Source organism: Streptomyces caeni (assembly GCF_042678285.1).
GTDB classification, from domain to species: domain Bacteria; phylum Actinomycetota; class Actinomycetes; order Streptomycetales; family Streptomycetaceae; genus Streptomyces; species Streptomyces caeni.
Window position 1 is genome coordinate 42,034 of sequence record NZ_JBHUDX010000071.1, and the last position, 14,854, is coordinate 56,887.

The 14,854-nt window shown below is 69.8% G+C and carries 15 protein-coding genes; 7 read left to right on the forward strand and 8 right to left on the reverse strand.

Annotation, left to right across the window (positions count from 1 at the left end; all coding sequences use genetic code 11):
* Positions 1–374 precede the first annotated feature (374 nt).
* On the forward strand, positions 375–887 hold the full coding sequence (locus tag ACFSL4_RS24215; protein WP_381086704.1) for a GNAT family N-acetyltransferase: 513 nt from the start codon (positions 375–377) through the stop codon (positions 885–887).
* Between the two features lie 92 nt (positions 888–979).
* Here ACFSL4_RS24215 and ACFSL4_RS24220 read toward each other — a convergent pair whose 3' ends face one another.
* The 3 genes from ACFSL4_RS24220 to ACFSL4_RS24230 all read right to left on the reverse strand — a co-directional run bounded on the left by ACFSL4_RS24220 (position 980) and on the right by ACFSL4_RS24230 (position 2,449).
* Positions 980–1,165, reverse strand: coding sequence for a DUF1737 domain-containing protein (locus ACFSL4_RS24220; protein ID WP_381086707.1), 186 nt, complete (start codon positions 1,163–1,165; stop codon positions 980–982).
* 253 nt (positions 1,166–1,418) lie between these two features.
* Complete coding sequence (locus ACFSL4_RS24225) at positions 1,419–1,625, reverse strand: DUF397 domain-containing protein (RefSeq protein WP_381086710.1); 207 nt, start codon at positions 1,623–1,625, stop codon at positions 1,419–1,421.
* The gene (locus ACFSL4_RS24230; protein ID WP_381086713.1) at positions 1,601–2,449 is read right to left on the reverse strand and encodes a helix-turn-helix domain-containing protein; all 849 of its coding nucleotides are present in this window, start codon (positions 2,447–2,449) and stop codon (positions 1,601–1,603) included. The genes ACFSL4_RS24225 and ACFSL4_RS24230 overlap by 25 nt, the downstream gene beginning before the upstream one ends.
* A gap of 138 nt (positions 2,450–2,587) precedes the next feature.
* Between ACFSL4_RS24230 and ACFSL4_RS24235 the strand changes: the two genes are divergently transcribed.
* The 4 genes from ACFSL4_RS24235 (at position 2,588) to ACFSL4_RS24250 (ending at position 3,974) form a co-directional block, all read left to right on the forward strand.
* Complete coding sequence (locus tag ACFSL4_RS24235) at positions 2,588–2,854, forward strand: hypothetical protein (protein ID WP_381086716.1); 267 nt, start codon at positions 2,588–2,590, stop codon at positions 2,852–2,854.
* A gap of 161 nt (positions 2,855–3,015) precedes the next feature.
* On the forward strand, positions 3,016–3,303 hold the full coding sequence (locus tag ACFSL4_RS24240; protein WP_381086718.1) for a hypothetical protein: 288 nt from the start codon (positions 3,016–3,018) through the stop codon (positions 3,301–3,303).
* Positions 3,300–3,698 (forward strand): PIN domain-containing protein, encoded by a 399-nt coding sequence (locus tag ACFSL4_RS24245; RefSeq protein ID WP_381086720.1) that lies wholly within the window; start codon positions 3,300–3,302, stop codon positions 3,696–3,698. The genes ACFSL4_RS24240 and ACFSL4_RS24245 overlap by 4 nt, the downstream gene beginning before the upstream one ends.
* A 129-nt stretch (positions 3,699–3,827) precedes the next feature.
* Positions 3,828–3,974 carry a hypothetical protein gene (locus ACFSL4_RS24250; RefSeq protein ID WP_381086723.1) on the forward strand — a complete coding sequence of 49 codons (147 nt, stop codon included), beginning with the start codon at positions 3,828–3,830 and terminating at the stop codon, positions 3,972–3,974.
* A 76-nt stretch (positions 3,975–4,050) separates the two neighbouring features.
* Here the strand turns inward: ACFSL4_RS24250 and ACFSL4_RS24255 are convergent, their stop codons facing one another.
* From ACFSL4_RS24255 to ACFSL4_RS24270, 4 genes are all read right to left on the reverse strand, one after another.
* Positions 4,051–5,730: a glycoside hydrolase family 13 protein gene (locus tag ACFSL4_RS24255; RefSeq protein WP_381086726.1), complete on the reverse strand. Its 1,680-nt coding sequence runs from the start codon at positions 5,728–5,730 to the stop codon at positions 4,051–4,053.
* A 214-nt stretch (positions 5,731–5,944) separates the two neighbouring features.
* Positions 5,945–6,856, reverse strand: a complete 912-nt coding sequence (locus tag ACFSL4_RS24260; RefSeq protein ID WP_381086729.1) for a sugar ABC transporter permease — start codon at positions 6,854–6,856, stop codon at positions 5,945–5,947.
* 13 nt (positions 6,857–6,869) lie between these two features.
* Positions 6,870–7,874: a carbohydrate ABC transporter permease gene (locus tag ACFSL4_RS24265; protein ID WP_381086732.1), complete on the reverse strand. Its 1,005-nt coding sequence runs from the start codon at positions 7,872–7,874 to the stop codon at positions 6,870–6,872.
* Between the two features lie 113 nt (positions 7,875–7,987).
* Positions 7,988–9,262 (reverse strand): extracellular solute-binding protein, encoded by a 1,275-nt coding sequence (locus ACFSL4_RS24270; protein ID WP_381086735.1) that lies wholly within the window; start codon positions 9,260–9,262, stop codon positions 7,988–7,990.
* Between the two features lie 430 nt (positions 9,263–9,692).
* On the opposite strand from ACFSL4_RS24270, the gene ACFSL4_RS24275 reads away from it, so the two are divergent.
* Together ACFSL4_RS24275 and ACFSL4_RS24280 are read left to right on the forward strand one after the other, a co-directional pair.
* Positions 9,693–10,727: a LacI family DNA-binding transcriptional regulator gene (locus ACFSL4_RS24275; protein WP_381086738.1), complete on the forward strand. Its 1,035-nt coding sequence runs from the start codon at positions 9,693–9,695 to the stop codon at positions 10,725–10,727.
* A gap of 111 nt (positions 10,728–10,838) precedes the next feature.
* Entirely contained in the window at positions 10,839–11,711 is an 873-nt protein-coding gene (locus ACFSL4_RS24280; RefSeq protein ID WP_381086741.1) for a phosphatase PAP2 family protein, read from the forward strand.
* Positions 11,712–11,765: 54 nt separating this feature from the next.
* On the opposite strand, the gene ACFSL4_RS24285 is transcribed toward ACFSL4_RS24280, so the two are convergent.
* Positions 11,766–14,792 (reverse strand): bifunctional [glutamine synthetase] adenylyltransferase/[glutamine synthetase]-adenylyl-L-tyrosine phosphorylase, encoded by a 3,027-nt coding sequence (locus tag ACFSL4_RS24285; protein WP_381086744.1) that lies wholly within the window; start codon positions 14,790–14,792, stop codon positions 11,766–11,768.
* Positions 14,793–14,854: the final 62 nt, after the last annotated feature.

A 14,854-nucleotide genomic window follows, 5' to 3' on the forward strand; every position in this document is an offset into this window, starting at 1 on the left:
TCGTTCTCGCGGCGGGCGCGACCACCTCGGAGCAGTCATCGCTCGCACCCGACGGTGGGCCTGGCGGAACGCCGGACAAGTGGTGTACCGGGGCCCGAGGCGGCGTCGCCGTTCGAGGTTCTCACTCTGCGGGCAACGACCACTCAACGACCGGAAATCAGGAGCCGAGTTGACATTTCCCCACCTGCTAGGATCCCCGTCAGCAGTGAGCCTTCCCGGCCCGGGTACACCGTCCGCCGGGGAGGCTTTTTTCATGCGCTGCGGCCCCTTGTCCGGGACCAGCGCTGATCGCACGGGCCTCGGTCCCGACACCCGGTATCGCCGATCCGGGCATGCGGCGCCCGTCGGCTGAACCATCTGCGTAAAGGAGTCTCGTGCCAGACGTATCCATCCGCCTCGCGGGCATCGCCGATCGTCCCGTAGTGGAGCGGCTGTGGCTGATGTTCCGCCATGACATGTCAGAGTTGGACGCTCTGCTGCCCAACCCCGACGGAACCTTCCGCAACAACGATCGGCTCCGCATGGCCTTCTCCGACCCCGGCTGGGCGCCGTACCTCCTGACAAGAGGTGACAGCCCCGCTGGTTTCGCGTTCGTCCGCGGATTGACGAACCCGACGCGTGTGCTGAACAGCTTCTTCGTGGTCCGCGGCGCACGGCGGACGGGGATCGGGCTGCGCGCTGTTCAGCAGGTCACAGCCATCCACCCGGGTCCGTGGGAAGTGGCGTTTCAGGACGTCAACACGGCCGCGGTGCACTTCTGGCGTCGCGTCGCCACAGAGATCGCCGGCAACGCATGGACCGAGGAGCGCAGAGAGGTACCAGGTCGGCCGGACCTGCCTCCTGACGTCTGGATCTCGTTTGGCAGCCCCGCCGAGACCTACGGCTGAGCATCGAATCCGTCGGCCAAGCCGACCTGGGCGAGGCTGCAGCCCTTCTCTCGCTCACGGGCCGACCGCGACCACCGCTGCTCACGAAGTCCCTACGACCGTGCCGGCCAGACCAGCGCCTGGGCGACGATGACGCTCTCACCGTTGAAGGTGACGGCGGGGCCTTCGTGCAGTTCGTAGCCAAGACCAATCGCTTCGCTCACGCGGTGGCAGAACGTGGCATCGTCTGGTCCGGTCAAGACTCGGTAGACAGGCAATCCGTCCGGTGGTGTGCTCATGAGCAGAAGGATCCCAGACGTTCCCGCCCACCGGGCCGGCATGTCCCGAAGCCAATCGCTACCCAGGCCGTAAGCGGCGGACTCGGGCCGCCGACCGCCCCGATACGGCTTGGCAAACGCCGTCGGGCTGGCCCGAATCCGCCAATTACCGCCCGTGTGGCGGCCGTAGCCGCGCCGCCATCGGCTCATGCGTCGTTCCATGAAGCCACTGAACACCGGGTGGGGTGCGTTCGGGCCCACGAAGTGGCCGGGCTCATCCAAGTCGGCGTATGCCGACGATGAACGCGGCCCAAGCGGCGGGAGGAACGAGCAGAACCGGGCCGGTGGGGTTCTTGCTGTCGCGGACGGGGACGACACTGGGGACGTTGTCGGCGAACTCCAGGCAGTCGCCACCCTGGCCGTTGCTGTGCGTGCTCTTGCGCCACCTGGCGTTGCTCAGGTCGGCTGGTGCGGCGCGCATGTGCTGTACTCCTCCATCGCTGAACGGACCATGGCCAGAGACTCGTCGGGAGGGAGCGCCTTGGCCTGGAGCAGATCGTAGGCCAGGGCATACTCGGCAACTTCCTCCGATGTCTCCACCAGCTCCCCGGAGTGCGAACTCTCGGTGTAGGCCACGTCTGACCCGCGCTCGGATCTCAAGAGGGTCAACGACCCACCCATGACTGGGTGTTCACCCTGTCTGAAGGGCAGTACCTGTACAACCACGTGTGGAGTCCACGCCATGTGGAGGATGTATGCGAGTTGCTCGCGCATCACCGCGTGGCCTCCGACAGGGCGGCGAAGCACAGCTTCGTCCAGGACGCACCACAGCAGCGGTGGAGCGCCGCAATGGAGAATGGCCTGCCGCTCGAGTCGCGTCGTCACCAGTTCCTGGATCTCGGCATCCGTGTCACGAGGGCGGCTGATGCGCAGCAGGGCGCGCGCATATGCCTCGATCTGGAGAAGGCCGGGCACAGCTTGCGCCACGTACTTGTGCATGGCGGTCGCCCTGGCCTCGTACTCCATGAACTTCCGCGCCCAGTCCGGGATCGGTGTCCGCCTGATGTGTCCCCACAGGTCGATCAGGTCACCGTCCGCGCCCAGCAACGTGTCCAGCTTGGTGTTGACGTCCTCGGGCGGTGTTTCCTTGCCCAGTTCGAACTGGGCGATGCGGCTGTGGGCGATGGGGATCTTGTCGCCGAGCTGCCGTTGCGTGAGACCAGCGCGGATACGGAGCTTGCGCAACTTCACTCCGTACAGCGCGGAGAGCGACGCGGACGGGTCGAGGTCCTTCGGCGCAGGCATCCGTTGACCCCCGTTTTCGTTCCGTTACCCAGAAAACCGCTACCCCTGGTGATCGTAGCCTCACCCACCGATGCTCAGGAGTGGAAGTCGCGATCAGCACGAGAGGGTCAGCAACGGATGACAACGCCGGAGCGCGGTATGGAGATGACGAAGCGCGCGCAGATCAGGGACGCGAAGGCGGCGAGAGACGAGCTGGGCGAGGCGCTGGCCGACGCGGGCGTGCTGCTGCCGTCGCTCGGGCTGGATGCCGTGTCGCTCGCCAGCGACCACTTGTCGCCGCTCGTGGACCTCGGACGCTGCAATCCGAGTACGGCCCGCAGGCTTGCGGCGGCTCTGCGGCACGGTTCGGACCTCCTGGCCAAGGTGCGCGAGGCAAACCGGCAGAGCGTCAACCGGCCTCGATAGGGGGAAAGCCCGCCGCCCCGTTCAGGGCGGCGGGCTGAGCCTGTCCCGCATGTCCGGTGGTCTCTGTGGGAAAAGTCCGGAAGAACCGGCACTCCTACCCAATCGAGTGAAGTGGGACGGACTCGGAACACGAGGGTCTGCAGTGTGGCTATGGTGGGACCATGGCGGAGACGACTACCATCCAGGTTTCCCGACAGGCCCGGGACCATCTCGCACAGGTTGCCAAGGAGCGGGGGATCACGCTGGGACAGCTCATCGAGGAACTAGCGGCTCAGCAGCGCACTGTGGAGCAGATCGCCGAGCGGCTCGCGGCCGATCGGCAGGTCGTCCGTGACGTGATCGGAGTCGACATCAGCGACGAGGAGTTCGATCAGGCACCCGACGTGCTCGGCAATATCTACCTGATCGCCGCCGAGAAGGTCCGCGCCGCTCGGGGTGCGGCGGCGTGATCATTCTCGACACCGGTGCTACTCGCGCCCTCTCGGAGGGGCACAAGACTCTGAACCTCCTCGCCGGGAACATGGCCCGTACTCCAGGCGACTTCCTCCGGATCCCCGCCCTCTGCCTCATGCAGGCGGAGTCGGAGGACGCGGACGCCGCTCGGCGTGTGCTCTCCTTCTCCTCGGTCGTCGTCGACGACCTGAACACAGTCGAGGCGGTTGCCGTCGGCACCATGGTCCGGGACGGCTACGGCGGTGCGGACACCTGCCACGCTTTGTACTGCGCACTGCCGCGGCCCGAGTTCACAGGGATGTCCATCCTGCTCACGGATCGGGAGCGAGCCTATCCGCCCGGCGTGGTCGCCGTGGACATCGACTCCCCGGGCATGCTCGGCTTCCACTGACCGCCGAGGGCTCCGCCGTCACGGCCCCTCCGCGGCGGCGTCGGTGCTGTCGGCAGCCGCACCGCAACCACCGTGCCGCCGCTCCCCCGCCAGCGTCAAAAGCACCTCGCCCCCCACCACCGCGCCAACATGCGTGGTCTCGGCGACGACCGGCTGCCGTCCCTCGGTCACTGGTCCGTTTCCCCGCGTGGCGCGGATCTCGGCGACGGCTGCGGCTACAGCGGTGTCGAAGTCGGGATCCTGGAGGGCGGTGATCCGGCCGCGGAACTCCTCTGACCGCTGCGGCCCGCGAGCGCCGCAGGGGCGCCGAGCCCGCCGCCCCGTTCGGAGCGGCGGGCCGGACTCGGACGCGTCAGGCGGTGGTCCACCACACCGTCGTGTCGGCGGGCACCTTGGCCTCGCCGTTCGCCTCCGTCACCTCGTCGCTGGCGATCAGGACCCGGCCGTGCGCCGGGGCCGTGACTGACTCGCCGGTGGTGTTCGCGACGCACACGAACTCCCCGCGCCGGAAGGCGAGCACGCCCTCGGGCGCCCGCAGCCACTCGACGGCGTCGCCCGCGCCGAGGCCGCGCTGCTCGCGCCGCACGGCCAGCGCGCTCCGGTACAGCTCCAGTGTCGAGCCGGGCGCGCCCTGCTGCGCCTCGACGCTCAGCTCGCCCCAGCCCTCCGGCTGCGGCAGCCAGCTGCCGCCGGCGCCGAAGCCGTAGGACGAGCCGGTGCGGGTCCACGGGATGGGCACCCGGCAGCCGTCGCGGAAGCCGTCCTGGCCCGCGCCCCGGAAATAGGCGGGGTCCTGGCGGACCTCGTCCGGCAGGTCCACCACGTCGGGCAGACCCAGTTCCTCGCCCTGGTAGAGGTACGCCGATCCGGGCAGCGCCAGCATCAGCAGGGTGGCGGCCCGGGCGCGGCGCAGGCCCAGCTCACGGTCGCCCGCCAGGCGGATCTGCGTGCCGAGGGCGGAGTCGTGGGCGAAGCGGGTGGCGTGCCGGGTCACGTCGTGGTTGGACAGCACCCAGGTCGCGGGGGCGCCGACCGGGCGCATCGCGTCGAGGGTGCGGTCGATGACGGCGCGCAGCTCGCGGGCGTCCCAGTGGGTGCCCAGGTACTGGAAGTTGAACGCCTGGTGCAGTTCGTCCGGGCGGACGTAGTTCGCGGTGCGTTCGATGGTCGGGGTCCAGGCCTCGGCGACGAAGATCCGGTCCCCGGTGTACTCGTCGAGGATGGTGCGCCACTGGCGGTAGACGGCGTGGACGCCGTCCTGGTCGAAGAACGGCGTGACATCGTTGCCCAGCAGCTTGAGCTGGTCGTGGGCGCCCAGGTCCGGTAGCCCCTCGGCCTTGACCAGGCCGTGGGCGACGTCGACGCGGAAGCCGTCGACACCCATGTCGAGCCAGAAGCGCAGGATGGAGCGGAACTCGTCGCCCACCGCCGGGTGGTTCCAGTTGAAGTCGGGCTGCTGAGGGGCGAAGAGGTGCAGGTACCACTCGCCGGGGGTACCGTCCGGTTCGGTGACGCGGGTCCAGGCGGGCCCGCCGAAGACGGACTCCCAGTCGTTCGGCGGCAGCTCACCGCCCTCGCCCTCGCCCGGGCGGAAGTGGTAGCGCTCGCGCAGCGGGGACCCGGGGCCTTCGGCGAGGGCCCGCTTGAACCACTCGTGCTGGTCGGAGGAGTGGTTGGGGACCAGGTCGACGATGATCCGCAGCCCCAGCTCGTGGGCGTCGCGGATCAGGGCATCGGCGTCCAGCAGGTTGCCGAACATGGGGTCGACGGCGCGGTAGTCGGCGACGTCGTAGCCGGCGTCGGCCTGCGGCGAGGCGTAGAAGGGGCTCAGCCACACGGCATCGACGCCCAGGTCGCGAAGGTAAGGAAGTCGGGAACGTACGCCCTCCAGGTCGCCCATGCCGTCGCCGTTGCTGTCGGCGAAGCTGCGCGGATAGACCTGGTAGATCACCGCGTCCCGCCACCAGTCGCGGTGGCGGGCGACGGTGGCGAGAACGGTGTTCGGGGCCGGGTCGGCGGAGTGCTGGCTCATGGCGTCCTTGATGCGATGAGGGTTCCCCGTTCATGAGTCATGGAGGCCCAGGGCCGGGGAAGCGTCGGTCATCGGGCTTGGGTACGGCGACGGATGGCAGGGCGGCCGCGGTGACAGCGGGGAGGCCGTCCCTCCCCGTTCGAACGGGCCGGGGAGGGCACCGCGGCCGCCACCCGCGCGGTCAGCTGCGCGGGAGCTCTGTGCGGCGCGGGCGTCAGCCCTTGGTGCCGCCCGCGGTCAGGCCGGTCACCAGGTTCTTCTGCACGAGGTAGAAGAACACGGAGACGGGTATCGCGATCAGTACCGCGGTGGCGGCCATCAGGTTGCGCTGTGCGTCGTGTTCGCTGATGAAGCTCTGCAGGCCGACGGCGAAGGTGTACTTGTCGTCGCTCAGCATGAACGTCGAGGCGAAGGCGACCTCTCCGAAGGCGGTGAGGAAGGCGTAGAAGGCGGCGACCGCGAGGCCGGGCTTGGCGAGCGGCAGGATCAGGCGCACGAAGGTGCCGAACGGGGAGAGCCCGTCGATCCGCCCCGCCTCGTCGATCTCGAAGGGGATCGTGTCGAAGTACCCCTTCAGCAGCCAGGCGCTGTAGGGCACGATCGTGGTGCAGTTGATCAGGATCAGGCCGAGGTAGGTGTCGATGAGTCCCAGGTCCGACATGATCTGGTACATCGGCACGATCAGGACGGCGATCGGGAACATCTGGGTGAGCAGCAGCAGCCACATGAACTTCTTGTAGCCGGGGAAACGCATGCGCGAGACCGCGTAGCCGGTGGTGGCGGCGATCAGCACCCCGATGGCGGTGGTGCCCACCGTGACCACGAGCGAGCTCTTCAGCCAGTCGAAGAAGCTGGTGTGGTTCAGGACGAACGAGTAGTTGTCGAACGTCATCGTGCGCCAGATGCGTCCGGGGTGCAGATAGTCGTCCTTGTCGGGGCCGAGGGAGAGGAAGATCAGCCACGCGACGGGGAAGAAGGCGATCAGGCTCGCCCCGGTGAGGGCGGCGTGCGAGGCCACGGACCCGAGCGGGCCGCGCTCACCGCGCCGGCGCGCCGTACGCCGCGGGGCCGCCGCACGGGTCTGTCCGGGTGTCCTGGCCGAGGTCTCGACGGTGGTCGTGCTCATGGGGACTCCTGCCTCAGATCGCGAGCTGCTGCTCATTGCGGTTCAGCCAACGGCGGTAGACGGACGTGAAGACGATCAGGATGGAGAGAAGCAGGATGCCGTACGCGGCCGACTGCGCGTAGTCACGCGGCTGCTGTCCGAAGCCGAGGTAGTACGCCCAGGTGACCAGGATCTGGGCGTCCGGCGCGGTGTTGCCGAACAGCAGGAAGATGATGGCGAACTGGTTGAAGGTCCAGATGACGCCGAGGAGCACCACGGTGGAGCTGACGGACCTCAGGCCCGGCAGGGTGACGTACCGGAAGCGCTGCCAGGCGCCGGCCCCGTCCATCTCGGCCGCCTCGTACAGCGAGGCGTCGATGGCCTGCAGGCCGCCGAGCAGCGAGAGCATCATGAACGGCACACCGCACCAGGTGTTGACCATGATCGCGGCGAAGCGCTGCCAGAAGGTGTCCTCCAGCCAGAGCGGCGTCGGCAGGTGGACCGCGTCGAGGGCGGCGTTGATGATGCCTCCGTCGGCCAGCATGAAGCGCCAGCCGAAGACGGTGACGAAGGTGGGCACGGCCCAGGGCAGGACCAGGACGAGCCGGTAGAACGTACGGCCGCGGAACCTCTGGTTGAGCAGCAGCGCGAGGCCGAGGCCGATCGAGTAGTGCAGGGCGACGCAGGCGACCGTCCACACGATGGTCCAGATGAAGTGCGACCAGAAGCGGTCGTACGACAGCGGCCCGAAGAGGATGTCCTTGTAGTTGTCGAGACCGATGAACTTGTACGTGGCGTCGATGTGGTTGACGCCGATCGTGCGGGCCGTGTTGAGGCTGTCGGCGTCGGTGAGGGTCAGGTAGACGCCGTACACCAGGGGGTAGAGCACCAAGGCGCCGAGCACGACTGCCACGGGCGTGATCATCGCGTACGCGTACCAGTGCTTCTGGTATCCGTTCTTGAGGCGCCGGCCCAGGCCGGGCCGCGGCCCGCGGTCACCGCGGCGCTTGCCGGTCGCGCGGTCGATGGCGACTGTCATGGTTCGACAACCTTCTTGGACGTCTGCGGATCAACGGGATGGGCCTGGGCACAGGCCGGTGGCCGCCGGATCCTTCCCCCGATGTCACCGGAGGATCCGACGGCCACGCGGACTCACTTGCTGAAGTCCGGAACCAGCTTGGCGATGGCGAGTTCCGCGTTGCTCAGGCCCTTGTCCAGGGACTCCTTGCCACCGGCGATCTTCGGCAGCTCGGTGTCCAGCGGGCCCCACAGCGAGCTGTACTCGGGCAGCGCCGGGCGCGGCTGGGCGGCGGCGAGCACGCCCTGGTAGCCGGCGATGCCGGGGTCGGCCTTGACCTGCGCGCTGTAGGCGTCGTCACGCGTCGGCAGCGTGGAGTTCTTCAGGGCGATGGTCTCCTGGGACTTCGCCGAGGTCATGAAGTTGACGAACTTCAGCGCCGCGTCCTGGTGGGCCTTGTCCGAGCCTGCGTACACGGAGAGGTTGTGGCCGCCGGTCGGGGCTCCCGCCTTGCCGCTGGAGCCGGCCGGGACGGTCGCGATGCCGAGGTTGGCCTTGTCCTTGAAGGCCGTGCCCTTGTAGAAGTTCGTGATCTCCCAGGGGCCCTGGATGATCGCGGCGACCTTGCCGTTGACGAACGCGTCCTGGATGTGGGCGTAGGCGTCGGCGGTGGTGTCGGCCTTGTGCAGGCCCTTGCCGGAGAACAGGCCCAGCCAGGTGCCGTACCCCTTCTTGGCGGCGGCCGAACCGACAGTGATCTTCTTGGCGGCGACGTCGACCGTGTCGGTGCCCTCGCCGTAGAGGAAGCACTGCGCGTAGTAGGCCTGGGTGGAGCCCCAGTAGCCGTCGACGCCGGTCTTGTCCTTGATCGTCGCGGCGTCGGACTTCAGCTCGTCCCAGCTCTTCGGCGCCTCGGTGATCCCGGCCTGCTTGAACAGCGCCTTGTTGTAGACGAGCGCCAGGGTGTCGGTGACGATGGGCACGCCGTAGGTCTTGCCCTCGTACTGGGCCTGCTTGATCAGGCTGGGCTGGAACTTGCCCTGGTCCGCGAGGGCCGCGGTGCCGTCCAGCGGCAGGAAGTAGCCCTTCTTCGCGAAGGCGGGGGTCCAGCCGACCTCCGAGCGCAGCACGTCCGGGGCGCCCTTGGAGCCTGCGGCGGTGTCGAACTTGTTCTGCGCCTGGTCGAAGGGGACGTTGACGTACTTGACCTTGATCTTCGGGTTGGCCTTCTCGAAGTCCTTGACCAGTGCCTGGTACGTCGGCGCCTCATTGGTGGCGTTGGAGGTGTCCCACCAGGTGATGGTGACCGGCCCGTCCGACTTGTCGCTGCCGCTGTCACTTCCGCCGCAGGCCGTCGCCGCGAGGGCGACGGACGCCACCAGCGCGGTGGCCGCTATGCCACGCCGCATGAGTTTCTCCTTGAGGGTGAAAGCCCGTGGGGGCCAGAGACGGTCCCGTCCGCCGTCCCTCTGCCGACTTGCCGACTGCGCCGTGGGGGAGGCCGCCGAGCGACGAGAACGTAACAGCCACGTAAGCGCCGCGAAAGGCCTTGCAGCAAAAAAATGCAAGAGCCGCCGACAGTTACCCATCCGTGACCTGGTCGCGCGAGGCCGGGAGAACAGGTTTGCGGCTGCTCGGCGGGATCGCGGACACTTGTGCAAGACTCTGCAAGCTCTTGCCATACGTCTCCGCGACGGGGAGGATCCCGTTGCGGACCGGACGCCGAACAGAACACGAGGGAGCGCGATGACGCAGCAACCCGCAGCGGGCCGTTCAACCGCACGGGCCCGGCGTCCGACCGGTGGGCAAGGGCAGACCCGGCCGGTACAGTCCAATCCCGTGACCACACGGCTTGCCGACATCGCGGCCCAGGCGGGGGTCAGCGAAGCGACGGTCAGCCGGGTGCTGAACGGGAAGCCGGGCGTCGCCGCGACCACCCGCCAGTCCGTGCTGGCCGCCCTCGACGTTCTGGGCTACGAACGCCCGGTGCGGCTGCGCCAGCGCAGCGAGGGCCTGGTGGGCCTGATCACACCGGAGCTGGAGAACCCGATATTCCCGGCCCTCGCCCAGGTCATCGGCCAGGCGCTGACGCGGCAGGGGTACACGCCGGTGCTGGCGACGCAGACACCGGGCGGTTCCACCGAGGACGAGCTGACGGAGATGCTCGTGGACCGCGGGGTCGCGGGCATCATCTACGTCTCCGGGCTGCACGCGGACACCACCGCCGACATGCAGCGCTACGAGCGGCTGCGCGCCCAAGGTGTGCCGTTCGTGCTGGTGGACGGCTTCTCGCCGAAGGTGCAGGCGCCGTTCATCTCCCCCGACGACCGGGCCGCGATGTCCCTGGCCGTCACGCACCTGGTGTCGCTGGGCCACACCCGGATCGGGCTGGCCCTGGGGCCCAAGCGGTTTGTGCCGGTGCAGCGGAAGATCGAGGGGTTCGTCCGCACCGTGCAGGAGCAGCTGGGGCTGTCGGCCGAGGACATCGAGTCACGGCTGATCCAGCACTCGCTCTACACGCTGGAGGGCGGTCAGGCGGCGGCGTCCGCGCTCATCGACCGGGACTGCACGGCGGTGGTGTGCGCGAGCGACATGATGGCGCTCGGGGCGATACGCGCGGCGCGGCAGCGGGGGCTGGAAGTCCCCACGGACATATCGGTGGTGGGATTCGACGACTCGCCGCTCATCGCGTTCACGGATCCGCCGCTGACGACGATACGCAAGCCGGTGCCGGCGATGGGGCAGGCGGCGGTCCGGACGTTGCTGGAGGAGGTCGGCGGGACGCCCGCGCCCCACAGTGAGTTCGTGTTCATGCCGGAGCTGGTGGTGCGGGGATCGACGGCTTCGGCGCCAGGGGAACGAAACCGTCCCTGAGCAGGGAGTCTCCCACGGTTCCGGCGGGGTCGCCGGGGTAACGGAAATGCGGCCGGAACCCTTCCAGGGGATGATCTGTCAAAGAGGGGTTTTCTGGCAGACTCTGTGCCTATGGGTGAGAGGACCGTGACGACACTGGAAGGCCGGGGGCAGGCCGCTCCGCATCCCGTCACGGAGGAGGCGGAGGACCGCACGGGGCAGGGCCTCTGGCCCCGGCTCCGTACCCCTCGTCGTCCTCGTTTCTGGTTCGAAATCCTGCTGATCGCGGTCAGTTACTGGGCCTACTCGCTGATCCGCAACGCGGTTCCGGAGCAGAAGGCCGAGGCACTGGGCAACGCCGACCTGGTGTGGCAGCTGGAGCACCATCTCGGGATCGCCGTGGAACGGTCGGTCAACCACGCCATGAACTCGGTGACATGGCTGATCATCGGGATGAACTACTACTACGCGACGCTGCACTTCGTGGTGACACTGGGCGTGCTGGTGTGGCTGTACCGCCGGCATCCGGGCCGGTACGCGGCGACTCGGCTGACCCTGTTCGCCGCGACGGGGGTGGCGCTGCTCGGCTACTACTTCTTCCCGCTGGCGCCGCCGCGCCTGATGAGCGGCGGGCGCTTCGTCGACACGGTCCTGGTGCACCACACCTGGGGCTCGATGGCCTCGGGCGACCTGAAGCACATGTCGAACCAGTACGCGGCGATGCCGTCGATGCACATCGGATGGTCGCTGTGGTGCGGCCTGACCGTCTTCGCGCTGGCCAAGCTGCCGTGGGTGCGGATCCTGGCCCTGCTGTACCCGCTGGGCACCCTGACGGTGATCGTTGCCACGGCGAACCACTTCTGGCTGGACGCGGTGGGCGGGACGCTGTGCCTGGCGTTCGGCCTCGCGGTGGCGAGGCTGTGGTACGGCGCCCTGCCGTACGCGCTGCCGCGCCGGGTGGCGGGGATGGCGACCGGCCCCGCGCTGGCGCCCGCCAAGCCGTGAGCGCCGCAGCCGCCCGTCACGTTCCGTGACGGCTGGTTGCCGCCCGACGGGTGGTTACGACCCGTAGAAGAGTTCCTCCACGACGGTCCGTGCCCTCCGCGTCGTCCGCCGGTAGTCGTCGAGCATGTCGCCCGCGTGGCCCGGCCCGTATCCCAGGTAGCGCCCCACCGCGGCCAGTTCCCGGCCCACGGTCGGGAAGGTGTCGCCGGCCCTTCCGCGTACCAGCATCACCGCGTTGCGCACCCGCGAGGCGAGCACCCATGCCTCGTCGAGGACCGCCGCCTCCTCGCGGCCGATCAGCCCTGCCTCGCACGCGGCGGCGAGGGCCGCACGGGTGCGGGTGGTGCGCAGGCCCGGTTCCGCCCGGCCGTGCCGCAGCTGCAGCAGCTGGACCGTCCACTCCACGTCCGACAGACCACCGCGGCCCAGCTTCGTGTGGAGCGTCTTGTCGGCGCCCCTGGGCAGCCGTTCCGACTCCATGCGGGCCTTCAGCCGCCGGATCTCGCGCACGGCGTCGTCACCGAGCCCCTGCGCCGGATAGCGCAGCGGGTCGATCAGCTCGATGAAGCGGCGGCCCAGGTCCTCGTCCCCGGCGACGGGCTCGGCCCGCAGCAGCGCATGCGACTCCCACACCAGCGACCAGCGCCGGTAGTACGCCGCGTAGGACGTCAGGGTGCGCACCAGCGGTCCCGACTTGCCCTCCGGCCGCAGGTCCGCGTCGATCAGCAGCGGCGGGTCGGTGCTCGGCAGCTGGAGCAGCCGGCGCATCTGAGCGACCACCTTGTTGGCGGCGTCGGCCGCCTCCCGCTCGTCCACTCCCTCCCACGGCTCGTGCACGAACAGCACGTCCGCGTCGGAGCCGTAACCCAGTTCGTGCCCCCCGAAGCGGCCCATACCGATGATCGCGAACCGGGTGGGCAGCATGTCGCCCCAGCCCTCCCGGACGACGGCCCGCAACGTGCCGGCCAGGGTCGCCGCGGTCAGGTCCGAGACCGCGCCGCCCACCATGTCGATCAGGGTGCCCTGGTCCGGCCGGGCCGGCGCCTCCTCGGTGCCGTACGAGCCGACGATGTCCGCGGCGGCCGTGCGGAACAGCTCGCGCCGCCGCACGCCGCGCGCCACCGTGACCGCCTGCGCGGCGTTCTCGGCGCGGCCGACCGCGGCCAGGATCTCCTGCTCCAGGTGGGCGCGCCCGCGGGGTTCGAGTCCGCCGCCGTCGCCGTCACCGAGGAGGGCCACCGCCTCGGGCGCGCGCATCAGCAGGTCGGGGGCGAGCCGGCCCGCGGACAGCACACGGGCGAGGTTCTCGGCGGCGGCGCCCTCGTCCCTCAGCAGCCGCAGGTACCACGGGGTCTTGCCGAGCGCGTCGGAGACCTTGCGGAAGTTGAGCAGGCCCGCGTCCGGGTCGGCGGAGTCGGCGAACCAGCCGAGCAGCACCGGCAGCAGGGTGCGCTGGATGGCGGCCTTGCGGCTGACGCCGGACGCCAGCGCCTCCAGATGGCGCAGGGCGGCCGCCGGGTCCGCGTAACCGAGCGCCACGAGCCGTTCCCGGGCCGCGTCGGGGCTCAACCGGGCCTCTCCCGGAGCCAGTTGGGCGACGGCGTCGAGCAGCGGCCGGTAGAACAGCTTCTCGTGCAGCCGGCGTACGACGCTGGTGTGCCGCCTCCACTCGCGGCCGAGTTCACCGACGGGCTCGGTGCGCAGGCCGAGGGAGCGGCCAAGACGCCGCAGGCCGGCCTCGTCCTGGGGGACGAGATGGGTGCGGCGCAGCCGGTAGAGCTGGATGCGGTGCTCCATGGAGCGCAGGAAGCGGTAGGCGTCCTCGAGCTGTACGGCGTCGGCGCGCCCGACGTAGCCGCCGGCCGCGAGTGCCCGCAGTGCTTCCAGGGTGGTGCCGCTGCGCAGCGAGGCGTCGGCCCGGCCGTGCACCAGCTGCAGAAGCTGTACGGCGAATTCGACGTCCCGCAGCCCGCCGGGCCCGAGCTTCAGCTCGCGTTCGAGGTGCGCGGCGGGGATGTTGGCGACGACCCGGCGGCGCATCTTCTGCACGTCGGCGACGAAGTTCTCGCGTTCGGCGGCCTGCCAGACGAGGGGGGCGAGGGTGGCGACATAGCTCTCGCCGAGTTCGGCGTCGCCGGCCACCGGGCGCGCCTTGAGCAGGGCCTGGAACTCCCAGGTCTTGGCCCACCGCTGGTAGTACGCGAGGTGGCTGCTCAGGGTGCGCACGAGCGGGCCGTTACGGCCTTCGGGCCGCAGGTTGGCGTCGACGGGCCAGATGGTGCCCTCGGCGGTCGACTCGGAGCAGATCCGCATCATGTGCGAGGCGAGCCGGGTCGCGGCCTGCACGGCCTTGTGTTCGTCGGCGCCTCCCCCAGGGCCTGAAGGGCCCGGGGGTGCCCCCACGGCCTCACCGACGAAGATGACGTCCACGTCGGAGACGTAGTTGAGCTCGTGGCCGCCGCACTTGCCCATGGCGATCACCGCGAGCCGGCAGACCGCGGCGTCTTCGGGGGCCGCGGCGCGGGCGAGGGCGAGGGCGGCGCGCAGGGTGGCGATGGCGAGGTCGGCCAGCTCGGCGGCGGTCTGGGCCACGTCGGTGGTGCCGCACACGTCACGCGCGGCGATCGACAGCAGGCAGCGGCGGTAGGCGACGCGCAGCGCGACGGGGTCGTCGGCCTCCGCGAGCCGCCGCTCGAACTCCTCCACCCCGGGGTGGAGGTCCTGCGGCTCGTAGGTGACCAGCACATGCCAGTCGCGGGGGTGGCGGGCGAGGTGGTCGCCCAGGGCGGCGGAGGCGCCGAGGACGCCGAGCAGCCGGTCCCGCAGGGGCTTGGCCGAGATCAGCGTGTCGAGCAGCTCGCGCCGGGCGGTGGGGGCGGGCTGCGCCTCCAGGAGCCGGACGAGACCGCCGAGGGCCAGATCGGGGTCGGCGGTGGCGCCCAGGGCGTCCAGCAGGACGGGATCGGTCCTTATCGGCGCCAGCTCGGCGCTCTCCAGGAGCCGCTCGGCGGCTGAGGGGTCGATGAAGCCGTGCCGCAGCAGTCGGGTGAAGGTACTGCTCCTGCGCCCCGGCACCGTCATCCTCGGCCTCCCGTCGCACCCGCCGCTCGCACCGGCCATCGGATCAAGTCGGATCGCGTCGG

Bases quoted from the DNA above. Each gene is read 5' to 3' on its own strand.
- ACFSL4_RS24220 (WP_381086707.1), bottom strand. From the start codon at position 1,165: ATGAGCACACCACCGGACGGATTGCCTGTCTACCGAGTCTTGACCGGA.
- ACFSL4_RS24225 (WP_381086710.1), bottom strand. From the start codon at position 1,625: ATGCGCGCCGCACCAGCCGACCTGAGCAACGCCAGGTGGCGCAAGAGC.
- ACFSL4_RS24230 (WP_381086713.1), bottom strand. From the start codon at position 2,449: ATGCCTGCGCCGAAGGACCTCGACCCGTCCGCGTCGCTCTCCGCGCTG.
- ACFSL4_RS24235 (WP_381086716.1), top strand. From the start codon at position 2,588: ATGGAGATGACGAAGCGCGCGCAGATCAGGGACGCGAAGGCGGCGAGA.
- ACFSL4_RS24240 (WP_381086718.1), top strand. From the start codon at position 3,016: ATGGCGGAGACGACTACCATCCAGGTTTCCCGACAGGCCCGGGACCAT.
- ACFSL4_RS24250 (WP_381086723.1), top strand. From the start codon at position 3,828: ATGCGTGGTCTCGGCGACGACCGGCTGCCGTCCCTCGGTCACTGGTCC.
- ACFSL4_RS24255 (WP_381086726.1), bottom strand. From the start codon at position 5,730: ATGAGCCAGCACTCCGCCGACCCGGCCCCGAACACCGTTCTCGCCACC.
- ACFSL4_RS24260 (WP_381086729.1), bottom strand. From the start codon at position 6,856: ATGAGCACGACCACCGTCGAGACCTCGGCCAGGACACCCGGACAGACC.
- ACFSL4_RS24265 (WP_381086732.1), bottom strand. From the start codon at position 7,874: ATGACAGTCGCCATCGACCGCGCGACCGGCAAGCGCCGCGGTGACCGC.
- ACFSL4_RS24270 (WP_381086735.1), bottom strand. From the start codon at position 9,262: ATGCGGCGTGGCATAGCGGCCACCGCGCTGGTGGCGTCCGTCGCCCTC.
- ACFSL4_RS24280 (WP_381086741.1), top strand. From the start codon at position 10,839: ATGGGTGAGAGGACCGTGACGACACTGGAAGGCCGGGGGCAGGCCGCT.
- ACFSL4_RS24285 (WP_381086744.1), bottom strand. From the start codon at position 14,792: ATGACGGTGCCGGGGCGCAGGAGCAGTACCTTCACCCGACTGCTGCGG.